Origin of the sequence: Shewanella sp. SG44-2 (assembly GCF_014164215.1) — a bacterium.
Taxonomy (GTDB): domain Bacteria; phylum Pseudomonadota; class Gammaproteobacteria; order Enterobacterales; family Shewanellaceae; genus Shewanella; species Shewanella frigidimarina.
Map to the genome: position 1 here is coordinate 263,892 of NZ_JACJEU010000003.1, position 17,334 is coordinate 281,225.

Annotated in this window: 9 protein-coding genes; all 9 read left to right on the forward strand. The window is 41.5% G+C overall.

Translation table 11 applies throughout. The features are described from left to right. Positions 1 to 247 precede the first annotated feature (247 nt). The 9 genes from H5181_RS03975 to H5181_RS04015 all read left to right on the forward strand — a co-directional run bounded on the left by H5181_RS03975 (position 248) and on the right by H5181_RS04015 (position 17,214). A complete protein-coding gene (locus H5181_RS03975) occupies positions 248 to 592 on the forward strand; it encodes a zinc ribbon domain-containing protein YjdM (RefSeq protein ID WP_011636566.1) in 345 nt (114 codons plus the stop codon). Between the two features lie 737 nt (positions 593 to 1,329). Then, complete coding sequence (locus H5181_RS03980; RefSeq protein ID WP_011636567.1) at positions 1,330 to 1,938, forward strand: tetratricopeptide repeat protein; 609 nt, start codon at positions 1,330 to 1,332, stop codon at positions 1,936 to 1,938. Between the two features lie 1,290 nt (positions 1,939 to 3,228). After that, complete coding sequence (gene hsdR, locus H5181_RS03985; protein ID WP_182750280.1) at positions 3,229 to 6,774, forward strand: type I restriction-modification system endonuclease; 3,546 nt, start codon at positions 3,229 to 3,231, stop codon at positions 6,772 to 6,774. A gap of 196 nt (positions 6,775 to 6,970) precedes the next feature. Further along, positions 6,971 to 8,041 carry a Fic family protein gene (locus H5181_RS03990; protein WP_182750266.1) on the forward strand — a complete coding sequence of 357 codons (1,071 nt, stop codon included), beginning with the start codon at positions 6,971 to 6,973 and terminating at the stop codon, positions 8,039 to 8,041. Between the two features lie 75 nt (positions 8,042 to 8,116). Continuing rightward, the gene (locus H5181_RS03995) at positions 8,117 to 9,679 is read left to right on the forward strand and encodes an N-6 DNA methylase (protein ID WP_182750267.1); all 1,563 of its coding nucleotides are present in this window, start codon (positions 8,117 to 8,119) and stop codon (positions 9,677 to 9,679) included. After that, positions 9,676 to 11,235, forward strand: coding sequence for a restriction endonuclease subunit S (locus tag H5181_RS04000; protein WP_182750268.1), 1,560 nt, complete (start codon positions 9,676 to 9,678; stop codon positions 11,233 to 11,235). The genes H5181_RS03995 and H5181_RS04000 overlap by 4 nt, the downstream gene beginning before the upstream one ends. A gap of 2 nt (positions 11,236 to 11,237) precedes the next feature. Continuing rightward, positions 11,238 to 14,951: a reverse transcriptase domain-containing protein gene (locus H5181_RS04005; RefSeq protein ID WP_182750269.1), complete on the forward strand. Its 3,714-nt coding sequence runs from the start codon at positions 11,238 to 11,240 to the stop codon at positions 14,949 to 14,951. Further along, positions 14,948 to 15,424, forward strand: coding sequence for a hypothetical protein (locus H5181_RS04010; RefSeq protein WP_182750270.1), 477 nt, complete (start codon positions 14,948 to 14,950; stop codon positions 15,422 to 15,424). The genes H5181_RS04005 and H5181_RS04010 overlap by 4 nt, the downstream gene beginning before the upstream one ends. A 260-nt stretch (positions 15,425 to 15,684) precedes the next feature. After that, a complete protein-coding gene (locus H5181_RS04015) occupies positions 15,685 to 17,214 on the forward strand; it encodes a hypothetical protein (protein WP_182750271.1) in 1,530 nt (509 codons plus the stop codon). Positions 17,215 to 17,334 lie beyond the last annotated feature (120 nt).

Genomic DNA, 17,334 nt, shown 5'->3' on the forward strand with positions numbered 1-17,334 from the left:
TCAATTTGCCTATTGTTAGGCTATTGGTGACACTAGTGGTAATTCCAATAGTCACGTTAGCAGGCTAGTGGATCAGCTGGTTTATCACCCTAGGGTAGTCAAATTGTGATAATGGCATTATAATGTTATTACAATATTCGGCAGGGTAGATGTTTTTCTATCTCACGCCAATCGATAAAGCCTGTCGAACTGCGTATTAGCGCTATTAACTTATTCGACAACTGCCAAGAACACAGAGAGTAAAGATATGAGTGATGTAATCCCGCCATGCCCAAAATGTGAGTCTCCGTACGCTTATTCAGACGGCACATTGTTAATTTGCCCAGAATGCGCCAATGAATGGAACCCAAATGAAGAAGTGGTTGATCCAGACGCCATCATTTTAAAAGATGCTAACGGCAATTTATTAGCAGAAGGCGACAAAGTCACCTTAATCAAAGACCTTAAAGTAAAAGGTTCATCACTCGTGCTTAAAGTCGGCACTAAAGCAGTGATCAACCACTTTGTCGACGGCGACCACGACATTGACTGTAAAGTCGATGGCAACGGCCAAATGATGCTGAAATCGAAGTTTGTTAAAAAACAAAGCTAATAACGATTGAACTAGTCGTTATAAGTGACCATTAATCAGCTTTAGGCTGATTAACAAAAAATCCCCGCAGGCAGCAATGCCAGCAGGGATTTTTTATGGACGCGGGTTCAAGTCCCGCCGCCCCACCAATTACCGAAAGGGCTTAGCAGCAATGCTAAGCCCTTTTTTCTTTGTCTAATGGCGACAAAGTTGCGACAGCCAATAAAATATTCAACTCATGATTAATCAACATTTATAGCAATGTCCATATCAGCTAACACATAAATGCCCCAAAGCTTGTTTAGGTTATGGCCTGCGGCCACTAACGTCGTGGCGCTTCGCCCACACCAGACCAAAAGGAAACCAACGGCTGTTCCCTCTTGGATCACCCAGCCGCCCCGCAACATTTTCTGAAAAGCGAAAAGGTCGCCATGGGGTTAAATTTAACTTTGACCTGCATTTGCAGACTGCTTCGGCCTTATTCGAAAATACTAACGCTTCCGATGGTACATCCTGTACCGCGAAAGCTAAGCTCACATCCATGTGAGCTTCACGCTATTTTCTTCAACGTCCTCAAGTTCAGAGTTGAATCACACCATTTCCAAGTCAAGAAAACTAACTCGTTTTTGCCCCTTTCAATGTTAGGGCCGATTACCCACTCAGTTCAGTAGAACTTCATTTGGCTTACTTTTCCCCATATCATTAATGTGTTTCAATATCTGGTGTTGGGGGAAGAATAAACTGAAGAGGGCTCTATAATGCATCCAGAGTATGATGAACTGTCTTTATGGGATGATGCAATACGTCTGGTGAGTGAAAATAAATACGACCAAGCTATTTATCTATATAAAAATATGGCTAAAAATGGAATTGATGAGGCGTTGGTTGAAATAGGGCGGCTGTATGAAATGCCATCAACAGCGACTATTGAACAAGACTTTTCAAAAGCGGCTACATTTTATAAAAAAGCGATTGATTTAAGTGATGACATGTATGCTTATACAGCTCTTGGAAGGCTTTACTTTTTCGGGGTAGGTGTGGATCAAGACTACATAAAATCAAAACAGTTGTATTTGAAAGCTGCGAATATGGACGGACTAGTAGCCACATTGATGTTAGCTCGTATTTATCGTTACGGGCATGGTGTTCAACCTAATTTAACTAAAGCAAAAGAGCTCTATCAGAAATCAATTAGGCTTGGAAGCTATGTAGCCCTAAAGGAGAGTGGTGGGTTGGATATTTCTTGTGGTGAGGTTGTAAAAGGAATAGCAAAAGTAATAAAGGGGACTTGGAATATTTTCTTAAGGGTGCGAAAAGACATATCTAATTATGGAGTTATTGTTAGTGAATGTGTAAAAAACCAATAGAGAAAACTTATCAGGACAGGTATGACCAATCGAATTTAGGTCGCGTTTAATGTTGTTAACTTATTCACTCCTAAATTAAGCCCAATCATTGGGGCTTTTTTTTGCGCTGAAGAAGGCAATTTAACCAGCAGAGTCTGCCGTGCTCACCAGTAGAAGGTATTAGTTGTGAACAGTAGAAGGTATTAGTTGTGAACAGTAGCCTGTACAATTGTGAAGTGGAGCTGTGAATTTTACCACTTACTCAGAAGTTTTCAGTACAAAACCTTATCTGAAAAAATATAAATTGATTAATCGTTCTAACAAGGTTTTGTCCAAAAATGAGTTAGAGCGCTTAGTTACAAACAAGGTTGAATCGAAGATAGTAGAGACACGGGTGCAATCGCGGCTGTGACCATCGAAAACATGGATGTTTTCGCAGAGCGCCCATGGATGGGTTTACAGCGTGTCACCGAAGTGATTGCATTGGGGAGCACAACTGGGTAAGCATGCGTTCGGGCATTACTAAACAAGATACTTTAGAACAACAAGAACCAGTTCAGATGTGGCGGCGGGGCTCGCTATTTTTACTTAACGTACTGTTTTTATGGGATTTTGCATTATCTTTATTGTTTAGGTGTTACGTTGAGTGTTACATAAAATACCAGTCACTTTAAAATATTTAAAAAAATTTTAATATTTCCCCAAAAAAACTCCTCTTGGACTTCCTCATATCATTTAGTTAATGAAAACACTTCGATAATAGTTAACGCTTAGTGGCAACGAGGGTTATTGAACCGCTCCATATAGTTTATTTACCTAAGGTTCTAACTCCATGAGCGTTGGTTTATTTATACTTCGATTGCTTTTAACAAATGGATAAATTTTACGATTGTTGGAAACAAAAGAGAATTGTGACCTTTTTAGTATAACTGGAGAAAACATAATACTTTTTCATCTATGTCGAGTGACAAATAAGTTACGGCAAAGAATCCTTCGTAACCTATCACGGTATTCATGCGTTTATTACCAGATGGTGTGATAGTAGAATATTTTAATAATTTCGTGCAGTGTTTCATGACAATAAACATGATGGCCAGAGGCTTGTTGTCACCAATGCAGGGGGTGATCATAAATATGGAAATAGTTTTCACTTGCTGGTTTTTTAAACGAATTTAATTTATCTGAAGTATTGTTGTGAAACAAGGGTTCTTCAAGCAACATTATTGATAAAATAATAAACTAAAATCGTGATACTCTAATTGGCAAAAGGTATGATTAAATACGATAAAAGCTTAAAGCATCGAGGGAATGATGGCATTAGATACAGCAAACCAACAAAGTGCAGAAAATCTGTCTAACTTTTTTTTTCTCACGCCTTACGATCCTATTTTTATCGATTTAGCCATCAGTGCTGAGCGCGTCTTCACCAGCGACCCTAATACTACCCTAATAAAATTACGCCAACTCGGCGAAGCGATGGCACAAGATATTGCTGCCAGATGTGGAATAGAATTCGACGATAAAACTACTCAAGCAGACCTGCTGTATAAAATCCATCGAGAACTGAATTTAGAGCCTGTTGTACGCCAGTTATTTCACTCATTACGTATTGAAGGTAATAAAGCGACTCATCAATTCAAAACTCAGCACAAAGAAGCTTTAGAAGGTTTAAAGTTAGCTCGTAGCCTAGCGATTTGGTTTCATCATACATTTGGCGATCAAAAGACCGCATTTAAAGCTGGTCCGTTTGTTGCGCCTCAAGATCCAAGTCAACACCTACAAGATTTACAAACCCAGATAGATCAGCTGCGCAGTGAACTTAATGAAAACCACCAGCAATTAGCAGATAACCACCAGCTAACAGATTTACTAACACGTGAAAAAGAAGAGTACGCAGTATTAGCAGAGCAAATGGATGCCGAAGCGCGTGCGTTTTCTCAACAAGCATCAATACATGAAAAGGCACTTGTAGAGCAAAAATGTCAATTTGAAGCTCGTATCAAAGCACTTCAAGCTGAACTAGCCGAGCAAGCTAAGGCGGATACTCAAGCAGCAAGTAAACATAAATCCGATTTAAGTAAACGGGCTAGTAACGCGGGTATTCAAGTTGAATTAAATGAAGAGCTAACTCGTGTCCTTATTGACCAGCAACTTCAAGCAGTTGGATGGCTTGCTGATACTCAAAGACAGACGTTTAATAAGGGTACTCGACCAGAAAAAGGCAAAAATCTAGCCATTGCAGAATGGCCAACACTGCATAAAGGTCAAAGAGGTCGTGCCGACTATGTATTATTTTGTGGCCTAACCCCTATTGCCGTTGTTGAAGCGAAAAAAGAAAACGCCAATGTTGCGGGTAAAATTACTCAGGCCGAACGTTACTCAAAAGGATACAAAGTAACTCCTTCCCAACAAAGCGCTTGGGAGTTAGAAGGTCGCACCGTTGCTTGGGCGGATGAAGACGATGGCCACTATCACATTCCCTTTGTCTATTCCTGCAATGGCCGCGAATTTAATAAGCAACTGGCCGAGTTATCGGGCACTTGGTTTCGGGACACGCGCAAGCCCAGCAATGCAAAGAAAGCATTGCAACAGTTTCACTCCCCAGATGGCCTGCTCGACAAGTTAAAACGTAGCCGTGAAGATGCAGAGAAATCACTTCAACAAGAAGGATTTGATTACCTCGGCTTGCGTGATTACCAGCAAAAAGCCATCGCAGCAGTTGAATCGGCCTTAGAGCAAGATCAAACCGAGTGCCTGCTGGCAATGGCAACTGGTACAGGAAAAACCCGCACTATTATTGGTTTGATGTATCGATTTTTAAAGGCCGAGCGCTTTAGGCGTATTTTATTCCTCGTCGATAGAACCGCCTTGGGTGAGCAAGCGTGTGACTCCTTTGATGAGGCCAAGCTTGAGCAAAACAAAGTGCTGTCGTCTATCTACAATATTGCCGAGCTTGGCGATATGAGTAGTGAAGCCGAAACTCGTATTCAAGTGGCAACAGTGCAAGCCATGGTAAAGCGTATCTTTATGTCCGACACACCGCCGCCACTGGATGAATTCGACTGCATCATTGTCGATGAAGCCCACCGAGGCTATGCCTTAGATCAGCAAATGACAGAAGGTGAGCTTGTTACTCGCGATGCCAGTCAATATTTGTCTAGCTACCGGCGGGTATTGGATTACTTTGACGCGGTACGCATCGGCTTAACGGCAACCCCAGCCAAGCATACCAGCGAAATTTTTGGTAAACCGGTTTACACCTATAGTTACCGTGAGGCTGTTGCCGATGATTGGCTTATCGACCACGAGCCACCTATCCGTTATGAAACCCTATTAAATAAGCACGGCATTAAGTTTGAAAAAGGCGAAACCGTCACGTCTATTAATACCCAAACCGGTGAAGTTGAAACAGCTGATTTAGAAGATGAATTACAGTTCGATGTTGAATCCTTTAATAGAAGAGTGATTACCGAGTCCTTTAATGAGGTCATCTGCCAAGAGTTAACCAAAGAGTTAGACCCTTTTGGCGATGAGAAAACCCTGATTTTTTGTGCCACAGACGTGCATGCAGACATGGTCAAACGCTTATTAGATAAAGCCTTCATCGACATGTACGGCGATGATTATAACCAAGCAGCAGTGGCTAAAATTACCGGTCAAAGCGACAAGGTCAGTCAGCTTATCCGCAAATACAAAAATGAGCGTTATCCTAATATAGCCATTACAGTGGATCTGTTATCTACGGGTATAGACGTACCTAAGATTTGTCATATCGTGTTCTTGCGCCGAGTTAAGTCGCGTATTTTGTATGAGCAGATGATGGGCCGTGCTACCCGTCGCTGTGACGATATCGGTAAAACCGTATTCAAAATTTATGATCCGGTTGATATCTATAGTGCCCTTGAAGCCGTCAATACCATGAAACCGATAGTCAAAGACCCTAACATCACTCTTGAGCAGCTGGTGGACGAGTTAAGTGACGATACCTTTTTAGAGCGTGCGCTTAATACCCCAGGTGAGCAGGTTGGCACTAGTCATGCGCATGATGTACTAAATCAACTTGGGCAGAAAGTGATGCGGGTGATGCGTAAAGCGGCCAAAAAAGCCGAAGATAAGCCTGAGCTTAAAGCTAAGCTAGACCAACTTCAGGAGCTATGGGGCGTAGCGCCCGATAAGCTCCACCAGCATTTACATCAAATTGGCCCTAAAGAGGCGGCACAATTTTTTAAGCAGCATCAAAGTTTGATTAATCAGCTAGCCGAAGTTCGTTATCTTGTTGGCAGTGAAAGTATGCCAATCATCTATGAAGGGCGAGATGAGTTCATAGAGCGCCATCAAAACTATGGTATACACGAAAAGCCCGCTGACTATCTTGAAAGCTTTAATCATTTTATTAAGCAGAATATCAACCAATCAGCGGCCTTGTCTGTGGTGGTGAATCGTCCTAAAGATCTCACCCGTGCGGAGCTTAAAGAGGTCAAACTCTTGCTAGATGAGGCGGGCTTTAGTGAAGCACATTTGCAAAGTGCATGGCGTAAAAATACCAACCAAGATATTGCGGCCAGCATTATCGGTTATATCCGCCAAGCGGCGCTCGATGAAGCATTAATCCCTTTTTCACAGAGGGTTGATCACGCCATGCAACGCATTTTCAGTCAACACGATTGGAATCCTAACCAACGTAAGTGGCTGGATCGCTTAGCCAAACAGTTAGTTCATGAGGCGGTGATAGATAAAGAATTTGTTAATCAACGTTTTGCCGATCAAGGAGGTGCAAAGCGTTTTGATAGCGTGCTTGATGATCAGCTCGACACTATCCTTGATGAGCTAAATGAATACCTGTGGCAGGTTGGTTAGTCATTGGTGATGCAGATAGCTATAGTAAACAGGGATATTTATATATCTTGCCTGTTTTATGTATAGAAACCATATTTTAGTATATATGAAATATATGAAATATATAGAAAACGAGATTTTTTATATATGTCTTCGTTGATATGTATAATAATATCCGGCATTTATGCATGTAGCTTTTCAGTACCAAGGAAATAATATGCCTCAGCTTCTCCACTTACCACTACCTAATCCTGAACAATTAGAGACACGTGCAGTACTCAAACAGTTAGCCGTGGCTCACCGTTATCTTGCTGAGTTAAAGGGAGTAGCAGCAACCATCCCTAACGAAAATATTCTCATTAGCACATTAACGCTGCAAGAGGCGAAAGACAGTTCGGCGGTTGAAAATATTATTACCACCCATGATGAGCTGTTTAAGGCTGAGCTATTATCCGAACAAACCAGTATTGCAGCAAAAGAAGTGCGGGATTATTCTGCAGCGTTACGACAGAGCTTCGTTAACGTGCGTAAGCAAGGTTTGATCAGGTTAAGTGATATTTTAGAAGTACAATTAGCGCTAGAAAAAAATAGGGCAGGCTTTCGAAAAGTCCCAGGTACGGCATTGAAGAATGCTGCTACCGGTGAAGTAATATATACCCCGCCTCAAGATGCCATTGAAATTGAAAAATTAATGGGGAATCTGGTTAATTATATTAATGACGACGATTGCTGTGAGCTTGACCCATTGGTAAAGATGGCACTCATTCACCACCAATTTGAAAGCATCCATCCCTTCTATGATGGCAATGGTAGAACAGGCCGAATAATCAACATTTTGTACTTAGTGGCAAAAGGGCTCCTCGATCTACCTGTACTGTATTTAAGCCGCTATATTATTCGCAATAAATTAGATTATTACAACTATTTACAAACCGTGCGCGATAACGGTGATTGGCAGCCATGGCTGCTATTTATCCTCAAAGGAATAGCCGAAACAGCTCAACAAACCATTGAATTAATTCAACAGATTAAATTGCAAATGAGCCAAATGAAAAAGGGTATTCGCAGCCAATTACCAAACATTTATCGTCAAGAGTTACTGAATAATATCTTTAGCCATCCCTACACAAAAATTGATTTTGTGGTGCAAGATCTTGGCGTCTCCCGTATCACAGCCACTAAATACCTAGAGCAATTGGTCGAACATGGCTTCTTAGTCAAGGAAAAAATCGGTCGCAGTAATTACTATATCAACCAACCATTATTTGCTTTATTCGCCCAAAATTAAACGAACAAGCGTAGATTATTGGAATAAATAGTCAGTAAATTCAGTCAGCGTATTTTATATAAAATTGAGAATCAAATGAGCAACAACGATATTGTCCAAAAATTATGGAACCTGTGTGACGTACTCCGTGATGACGGCATTAACTATTCAGACTACGTTACCGAGCTAGTCTTGCTGCTGTTTATTAAAATGGTGCACGAGAACACCGAGGCAGGCTTACTCAATAAACATACCCTGCCAACAGGTTGCCGCTGGACCGACTTAAGCGATAAAGATGGCTTAAACCTGCTCGATGACTATAAGCGCATGTTGCTCACCTTATCAACGGGGAAAGACAGCGAGGGTAACACCCTACATGCAGATCCATTGATCTTAGCCATTTATGCCGATGCACAAACCCGCCTGCGTGAACCGCGCCACCTAAAGCAACTTATAAAATCACTCGATTCTATCGACTGGTTTAGTGCCCAGAAAGATGGCTTAGGTGACTTGTATGAAGGTTTATTAGAGAAAAACGCTAACGAGACCAAATCTGGTGCGGGCCAATACTTTACTCCCCGCGCCTTGATTGACTCCATGGTACGGGTGATTAACCCACAAGCCGGTGAAGTTATTCAAGATCCCGCCGCAGGCACCGCAGGTTTCTTGATAGCCGCCGACAGCTATATTAAAGCGCAGACGGATGACCATTTTAATTTAGATGCCAAACAAGCCGAGTTTCAAAAGAATAAAGCCTTTGTCGGCGTAGAGTTGGTACCGTCTACTCGCCGATTAGCATTGATGAACTGTTTATTGCATGGCATGGAAGGCGATGAAGAAGGTGTCGTGCATTTAGGTAACTCATTAGGCCAAGTCGGCATGAGTTTACCCAAAGCTGATGTCATTTTAGCTAACCCGCCCTTCGGTACCAGTAAGGGCGGCGATGCTTCTATCACCCGTGACGATTTAACCTATCCCACCAGCAACAAGCAACTAGCATTTTTGCAGCACATTTACCGTAATTTAAAGCCTGGTGGCCGCGCCGCCGTGGTATTGCCAGATAACGTCTTGTTTGAAGCGGGCGTCGGTACCGATGTGCGCCGCGATTTAATGAACAAGTGTAACCTGCACACTATTTTGCGCCTACCAACAGGCATCTTCTACGCCGCTGGGGTGAAGACCAACGTGCTCTTCTTCACTAAAGGATCAGAGGCCGACAAGTTACAAGAAGAGGACTGCACCACCAATACCTGGGTGTATGACTTACGCACCAACATGCCTAACTTTGGCAAACGCACACCGTTTGGTGAACAACACTTAACTCCATTTGAAGCTGTGTGTAATGTTCCGTTAGCAGAAAGAGTTGAAGGTGAATGGTCGTTTAATGTCGAAGAAGTTGAAATCGAGAATGCCGAGGTAAACCAAGGCATAGAAAAGCGTCTAGCTCAAAGCCGCTGGCGCGTGTTTAGCCGTGACTTTATCCGTGACACCAAAGGTGACTCACTGGATATCTCATGGCTCAAAGATGCCAACAGCGTCGATGCCGCCGACTTAGGTACACCAGAAGAATTGGTTGACGAAGCTATGACTGAGCTCAAAGGTGCTTTGGCTGATTTAGAAGCTTTAGTTGCGTCTTTGGCTGGTGGGGTGAAAAGATGAGTCAAGTGATCTCAGACGGTTGGTTGAACTCAAAACTTGAAGATGTCGTAGACACTATTGTTGGTGGTGGAACACCGAGTAAAGCAATTAGTTCTTATTTCCAAGGTGACATCCCTTGGATGTCAGTAAAAGATATGAACAAGAATGAACTTGTAGATACTGTTGATCATATTTCGCAAGAAGCTGTTGAAAATAGTAGTACCAATGTTATTCCTGCTGGGACACCTATTGTTGCCACTCGTATGAGTTTAGGCAAGATTGTTACAGCCAGTTTTGATTCTGCGATCAACCAAGATCTAAAAGCTTTGTTCTTAAACACTAACGTTGAGAAGAAGTATTTTGTTTATTGGTACCGTTCTATTGCTAATTTGATTGAATCATTAGGTACAGGTACAACAGTTAAGGGCATTCGATTAGAGATTTTAAAGGGGTTAGAGTTTCCGCTCCCCCCACTAGCCGAACAAAAAGTCATAGCCGACAAGTTGGATGAACTGCTGGCGCAGGTGGAAAGCACCAAAGCCCGCCTCGATGCCATCCCCGCGCTCTTAAAATCATTCCGCCAATCCGTCCTCGCTGCCGCAGTCAGCGGCAAACTGACAGAAGAATGGCGTGAGGATAATGGGTGTCAAATCACTCAAACTGATATCCAACAAGCATTTAATAGAGGCTGGGAAACTGAAAAATTAAAGGAGTTTGAATTAAAGGGGAAACCGCCTAAGAATGACTCATGGAAAAATAAACTACCACAACCTTATTTACCTACATCTGAAGAACAAAAACTCTTTAACGATATTCCAAGTGAATGGGAGTTTGTTTCAGTAAATCAGCTTACAAGGTTCGTCAAAGATGGTCCTCATTTCAGCCCTAAATATTCAGAGTCAGGGGTTCCATTTATCAGTGGAAGAAACATTACCATTGATGGCGTTGATTTTACTTCAGCAAAGTATATTTCTGAAGATCTTCATATCGAACTAAGCAAAAGGTGTAAGCCTGAGTTAGGTGATATTCTTCTAACCAAAGGTGGAACGACTGGAACAGCATGCGTAAATAAGTACGATTTTGACTTTAATGTATGGGTACATGTGGCAGTACTAAGAGTAACTGACGAAAACATTGTTAACCCTGAATATTTGTCACTAGCATTCAATTCACCTGATGTTTACTCACAATCACAATCTTATACGCATGGAGTAGCAAATAGGGATTTGGGGCTAAAGCGAATGATTAAAATTTGCTTCCCTATTCCTCATATTAAAGAACAAACCGAAATCGTTCGTCGTGTCGAAGACTTATTCGCCTTTGCCGATAAAGTCGAAGCCCAGGTCAATGCCGCGCAAACACGGGTCAATAATCTCACTCAGTCAATACTCGCTAAAGCTTTTAGAGGCGAGCTAACCGCCGACTGGCGTGTCGAAAACCCTGAACTCATTTGCGGCGAGAACAGCGCACTGGCCTTGCTTGAGCGCATTAAATCTGAACGTGAAGCGCTTGCATTAGCAGCCAAAGCCGCAAAGAAAAAGCCTGCCAAGAAAACTAACTCAAGGAAGAAAGCTTAGTTATGAAAATTATTGCAGATAGATATCGAGCTCTAAAGCCAGAAATTAGTTACTTAACCGATGAAGTAGTGATTTCCCAAGCTTGGAAGAAAACTCATGCCTATATTCGAAGTTTCAATTGGTATGCGGACACTTTAGCGCTTGATGTTTCTGCGCTTGGAATCGAATCGGAAGCAAGTAAATGGGGGCAACAACTAAAATTAGGCAGGCCACTAAATAAACTAGAATTGGTGCCAGCCGCGAAGAGTGAAAACTGGATTATTGATAAAATAGATGGTTGGATTCCCAAAGCATTAAAGGAGGAAGATACAGACGAAGAGCGAGTAACGAATCCTCCAATTAGGCCATTGGCGCATCTCAGCATAAGAGACCAGACATGGGCTACTACAGCGATGATGTGTTTAGCTGATGCAGTTGAAACAGTCCAAGGCGATTGTAGTCGTGGAATTAATAAAGGCGTTTATAGTTACGGCAACCGTTTAGTATGTGATTGGAATGATGATAACAAGGCTTGGTTTAGATGGGGAAACAGTGAAGTTTATAGGAAGTTTTTTTCTGATTATCAGAGTTTCTTACAAAGGCCGATAAAAATTGGCCAACTACTAGTAGAACAAGAACAAGATGCTGAGCATGTGTATGTTGTCAATTTAGATTTATCAAAATTCTACGACAACATTGACCGCGGAGTGCTCATTAAGCGCCTTAAAAATATCTCTAAAAAATTTGGTCACAATCAATGCGACATGTTTTGGAACCGCTTTTCCAAGATTATTGATTGGCAGTGGAGTAGCAAAGATCTGCAATTTGCTGCGAGCAACAGTATCATCCTAGCCTCGGGCAAAGGGTTACCTCAAGGTTTAGTTTCTTCAGGTTTTTTTGCTAATGCTTATATGAGTTCTTTTGATAAAGAAATCGGTAGCATGATAGGTGGTGAATTACCTATATCAGGTGGAGTTGTATTGCATGATTACTGCCGTTATGTAGATGATTTAAGGTTGGTAATTAGCACTGAAAATGAAAATGTTTATGGTGTTAAAAGAGCTATTCAGCGCCTAGTTCGTCGCTTACTGAAAGAGTATGCAGGTAAGGATATAAAGCTTAATTCAAAGAAAACAAAAATTACAGCCATTTCTGATTTAGATAATAGCGGTAGCATGGCGAATCGCATTGATATCCTTCAAGGGGAACTTAGTGGGCCTGCAGATCGAGATGTACTAGACAATTCATCTGGCACATTAGAAGGTTTATTATCTGTAGAAAATGAAGATTTACCTGATTTAACACCTCATCATCAAGATCTTCCTCTCGTACAGTTAGCCAAATTCGATCATGATATTCGACCTGATACTTTAAAACGATTCGCAGCAAATCGATTAGAAGGCATCATGCGCTCAAAGCGCAGGATTACGTCACTAGATGATAACGCTGCATTGCTAAGCAGTAAGCAGCTTAAGAATGAAAGTGAACTATTAGCTAAGAAACTGATATTTGCTTGGATGAAAGACCCTTCACTAAGCATCGTGTTAAGAAAAGCAATTGAGATTTACCCTGATGCAGAGCTATTTGAACCTGTTTTTGATTCCATCTATTCCCGTAGTAATTTTTGTGACGATTGTAGTGTAAATCAAGTATCTGCAATTATGATGGATTACTTACTTGCGGACTTATTTAGATGTTGTTGCGATTTTGATGGTTTTTTTCAAAAAATTAGTTATCCATCATCTATCGATCCTACTTCGGTATTAAAGTTAGCTTCTTTTTACGCTCAAAAAGTTTTGGGCTCTAAAAATAAGAAGCCGTTTATAGAAAGGCAGGCCCTTTTACTTTTAGCTATTATGAAGAAGCCTGCTCAATACAATCCTAATATCAAGTCAATTCAAACAATTCTTCATTTGATTCTAAATGGCATATCGCCATCATTTTTACATGATAAATGGGTGCTTTTTGAAATCGCTGGTCAGATAAGTGGTAATAACGACACTTATGCCAAACAGTTGCTGCGTGATATAAGTGACCTTGACAATAAGGTCAGTATTATTGAAATGTTTGCAAAACGAGGGGGACCGTTTTGGCTCGCTCTTTGGGATAAAATAAATAAAACGAAAAAGCTGAAATCAGCTTATAAAACAGTAGGTTGGGCTGCTCCTGTGAGTGCTTCTAAGATTCAAAATACATCGCTTAAGTTATCAAAAATCATAGCGTCAGATTCAAATGGTTTTGAACATGAAGCAGCCCTTATAAAGTTAGGTCTAAGTTTATTACAGTTGGTTAACCTTAAACCAAGAGCTCTAACTCTTTCACCTAAAGCAATCAAAATTGAATTTCCTAACGGCAGAAGTTGGAGTGATATTTGGCACCCGAAAGTTGCAACTCTTGAATGCGCTATTGATGAATCATCTACGACACTCGATCCACGTTTTTCTGAACCAAAATGGCTTATACCTGATGCAGAGGATGTTAATCAAGCTGCAAGAAAAATTTACTGGATAGGGACCATTTTAAGAGCTGCAGCCGTCGGTGGTTGTGACTTTACTGGTAGCCGATGGAAAACTAGTAACTCTACTACTTATAAAGGTGTAAGAACATCTTGGTCGAAACGTCGGATGGGAATGATGCATTCACCGGAAGCTTTAATTGGTGAGTATGCAACTGTTACCGATTGGTTTTCAGAGTTGCTAATGAGATGTCTACAATGGCCAGGCTTTGAATCCAGCTTCGTTAGGCATGAAGATATTCGTGACATTGTGGATTTAAGCACATTTGGTTTAAGCCTCAATGCTAGACTTTCCAAACTTAACGAGTTGTACTGCAAAGCTTCTGATATGCCCGCATTACCTTCTGAAGTTAAAAGGCCGCAGTTTAAAGGAAACTCAGGCTTTAGAATTGTAACCGTTCAACAATTACTTCCTCGTTCTTCTGACTTTGGAGAAGCCGATCCACAGCTAAACCGCTCAAAGGTTAGAGCTGCACATCGTGAGCATTTGTTATCAGTTTGTCAGGTTGCATACAAAACGCTCTCCGCTAAGTTAAAAGCAGAGGGTACACCAGGGAGACCTGCTGCTGACTTAATCATTTTTCCTGAGTTATCAGTTCATATTGATGACCAAGATATTATAAAACGACTAGCAGATAAAACTAGATCGATGATATTTGCTGGGCTGGTCTTTACTGATCACGACGGAAAATTAGTAAACATTGCAAGGTGGTTCATCCCTGATTACAGGGAAAGCGGTAGACAATGGATTATTCGAGACCAAGGTAAACTTAACATGACCACTGACGAGGAGGAACTTGGTATCGAAGGGTATCGCCCTTGTCAGCATCTAATTGAAGTTCACCGAGAAGATATGGAGTCTTTTAAAATATCTGGCGCTATATGCTATGACGCTACGGATATCAGCCTAGCTGCAGATTTACGAGATAAGACAGATCTATTCATTGTTGTTGCACACAATCGAGATGTAAATACCTTCGATAATATGGCTGCAGCACTGCATTATCACATGTACCAGCACGTTGTGATTTCAAACATTGGTGAGTTTGGTGGCTCGACTATTCAGGCCCCTTTTAAGGAACCTTATGAAAGGCTGATTACTCACGTCCATGGAGCTAATCAAATTGCTATCAACGTGGCAGATATTGATCCTCATGCTTTTACTCGCGAACACAAGACTTACAAGAAAAGAAAGGCTAAACCTGCAGGATTTAAACGATGAATAATGAGAATGTGACTTGTTTTTATACTGGCTGGTCAGCACTTTTAGATGTTGAATTATGGATGAAGTGGATGGATGTTTCTGCAAGTTTAGCAACTATTGCAATAGCTGGTGCTGCTCTATTTATTGCTTATAGACAGCTAAATTCGAGCAGAGAGGAAGCTAGAAGTACAACCGCTCATAACCTGTATCACCAGTATCTGACCTTATGTATAGAAAAGCCAGAGTATGCTAATGGCATGGTTAAGCCTCAAGAAAGATCTGAGAAGTATAGTAAGTACTGCTGGTTCGTTTCTTCCATGCTTTTTACTTTTGAACAGATTTTAGAAACCAAAGCTACTGATCCAAAATGGCAACGGACTATTAAATCTCAACTGCAGACTCATAAAGAGTTTCTAGCACATTCTCGTACAGTGAGAGAACGTGAGTGGAATGATGGGCTTCAAGCTATTATTGACCAAGTTTTAGAGTGATATTCGCTATTTGTTTAATTTGAAGCCAACTTCTGCACCTAGAATACTGATGGTCTAAATCTAAGAAAAAACACTTAGAAGTAAGGATGCTGGTGGACTCATAAAGACCAAATTAGCCTTACAAACTGTGAGCTCTATCTACCCAGATGAATATATGAGCAATATAGGAACGTGAGTTCAACCGGTAAAAGTTTGAACCAGTGCAATTTCAATGTGATCTGATGTAACTAGGTGAATTAGATCAGAAGGAACATCTAAGAATGAAAAAGTTATTTAAATCGGTACTCGATGCTCTATTTTGTAGAAAAAATAAGTTAAACAATAATACGCCGGAGCCTGCATACCTTTCACATCAGATCAGGCCAAGCTCTTCCAAAGATGTCGAGGTTAAACGCGTCAATGCAGACCGTTGTCAGCGTATTCTTAACTATTGGCTTGATACGGAGTTGTTCGATCTCCCTGAGTGCCCGATTTTTGACAAAAACAAGCTTCTTAGTGTTCCCGCAGATAAGTTTGCTGAAAACTGGGGCCAGGAAGCAGAGAAAAAGTATAAGTCAGGAAAGCTAAAGATAAGCAAGGATAGTCGGCTTCTTGTGATGTTCCAGTGTCATCGGGCTGGATATATCGCAAAAAATGATGAAAGGCATCCTAACTACAAAATTCCTCGAACCTACCTTGTGGCGCAAGCCATGATTCCACGTTGGGATGAAGTGAGAAACTCTATCGTTTGGTCTCGCTCTGAAGAAGATCAAGACTTAATCATAAATCTTGCAACGATTCGTACTCTGTATCGCCGATGCCGCCCGTCAGCGGCAGCTAATATGAGCCTTTCTGACTGGGTTAAGGCAAGGATGGAAAACATTGAGAGCATGCTGAATACAGGCCTAGCTCAGGATGATGAAGATACTCCACTTGATACAGAAGAGTTGCAGCGGAGGATTATTACTATAAATCGGGAGCTTGCAGGGCAATTCTGGCCAGATGATCAAGCTCGAGAATACATGTTACAGCAGTGCCAACCCATCGAAAGTGGTTTTCAAGATGATAAGTTCGATCAACCCGTTAGGTTGGGTGATGGTGGTGTGACTTTCCGATGGCGTTTTTGCTATTACCCTGATGGTAGTGAGAGTCAACAGTTGGGGCCTTTCTTTGTGGATGATCTTGAGAGGATCATAGCTCGGGTGGAGAAAGAGGGAACTCAAGGGATGTCAGAGCCATTGCAAGCATATTTGCTTGGAAAGAAAGAACAAATTGAAATCGGAAACGCTGTTAATCAAGGAAAATTTTTTTGGCCATTAACCAATGGATTGATCTATGGTCGTTGGCCAGAAAAGCCCCAACATGGTCTCTGCTTATTGCAAACTGTGGCTGTTAATGTCGCCAGAAAAGCTAAAGACAATCCTGTAGTGGCGGTGAATGGCCCTCCTGGTACCGGTAAAACAACGTTATTAAAAGATATTATTGCTGATAAATTTGTTGCCCGTACCTTAAGGCTTAAGGAGCTGAGCAAAGATGAAGGCTGGGTTACGAAAGAAGAAGTGACTAAGGCTGTAATGCAGTACAGTATGGTCGTAGCGTCCAGTAATAATAAGGCCGTAGAAAACATCTCTAAAGAGTTACCCTCACTTGCCAAATTACCTAATGACTTTGCTGGCAGCACGCGACACTTTAGGGAATTGGCTTCCAAGGGAGATTGGGGATTGTTCTGTGCGGTCTTAGGCAATTCATCCAACCGCAAGGCCTTTAAGCCTCTGTTGAAGAAGTTGCGTGAACATATGAACAATGTCTGATGTGGTCAACTAAATCTGTACACCAACAGGAGTTGCGTCTTTACGCTGCCATTTCGGCTGCTGTTGGCGCCATATAATTGTTATAACTATGACCCCGTTTTATATTGTAGTGCTTCAATA

Bases quoted from the DNA above. Each gene is read 5' to 3' on its own strand.
- H5181_RS03975 (WP_011636566.1), top strand. From the start codon at position 248: ATGAGTGATGTAATCCCGCCATGCCCAAAATGTGAGTCTCCGTACGCT.
- H5181_RS03980 (WP_011636567.1), top strand. From the start codon at position 1,330: ATGCATCCAGAGTATGATGAACTGTCTTTATGGGATGATGCAATACGT.
- hsdR (WP_182750280.1), top strand. From the start codon at position 3,229: ATGGCATTAGATACAGCAAACCAACAAAGTGCAGAAAATCTGTCTAAC.
- H5181_RS03990 (WP_182750266.1), top strand. From the start codon at position 6,971: ATGCCTCAGCTTCTCCACTTACCACTACCTAATCCTGAACAATTAGAG.
- H5181_RS03995 (WP_182750267.1), top strand. From the start codon at position 8,117: ATGAGCAACAACGATATTGTCCAAAAATTATGGAACCTGTGTGACGTA.
- H5181_RS04000 (WP_182750268.1), top strand. From the start codon at position 9,676: ATGAGTCAAGTGATCTCAGACGGTTGGTTGAACTCAAAACTTGAAGAT.
- H5181_RS04005 (WP_182750269.1), top strand. From the start codon at position 11,238: ATGAAAATTATTGCAGATAGATATCGAGCTCTAAAGCCAGAAATTAGT.
- H5181_RS04010 (WP_182750270.1), top strand. From the start codon at position 14,948: ATGAATAATGAGAATGTGACTTGTTTTTATACTGGCTGGTCAGCACTT.
- H5181_RS04015 (WP_182750271.1), top strand. From the start codon at position 15,685: ATGAAAAAGTTATTTAAATCGGTACTCGATGCTCTATTTTGTAGAAAA.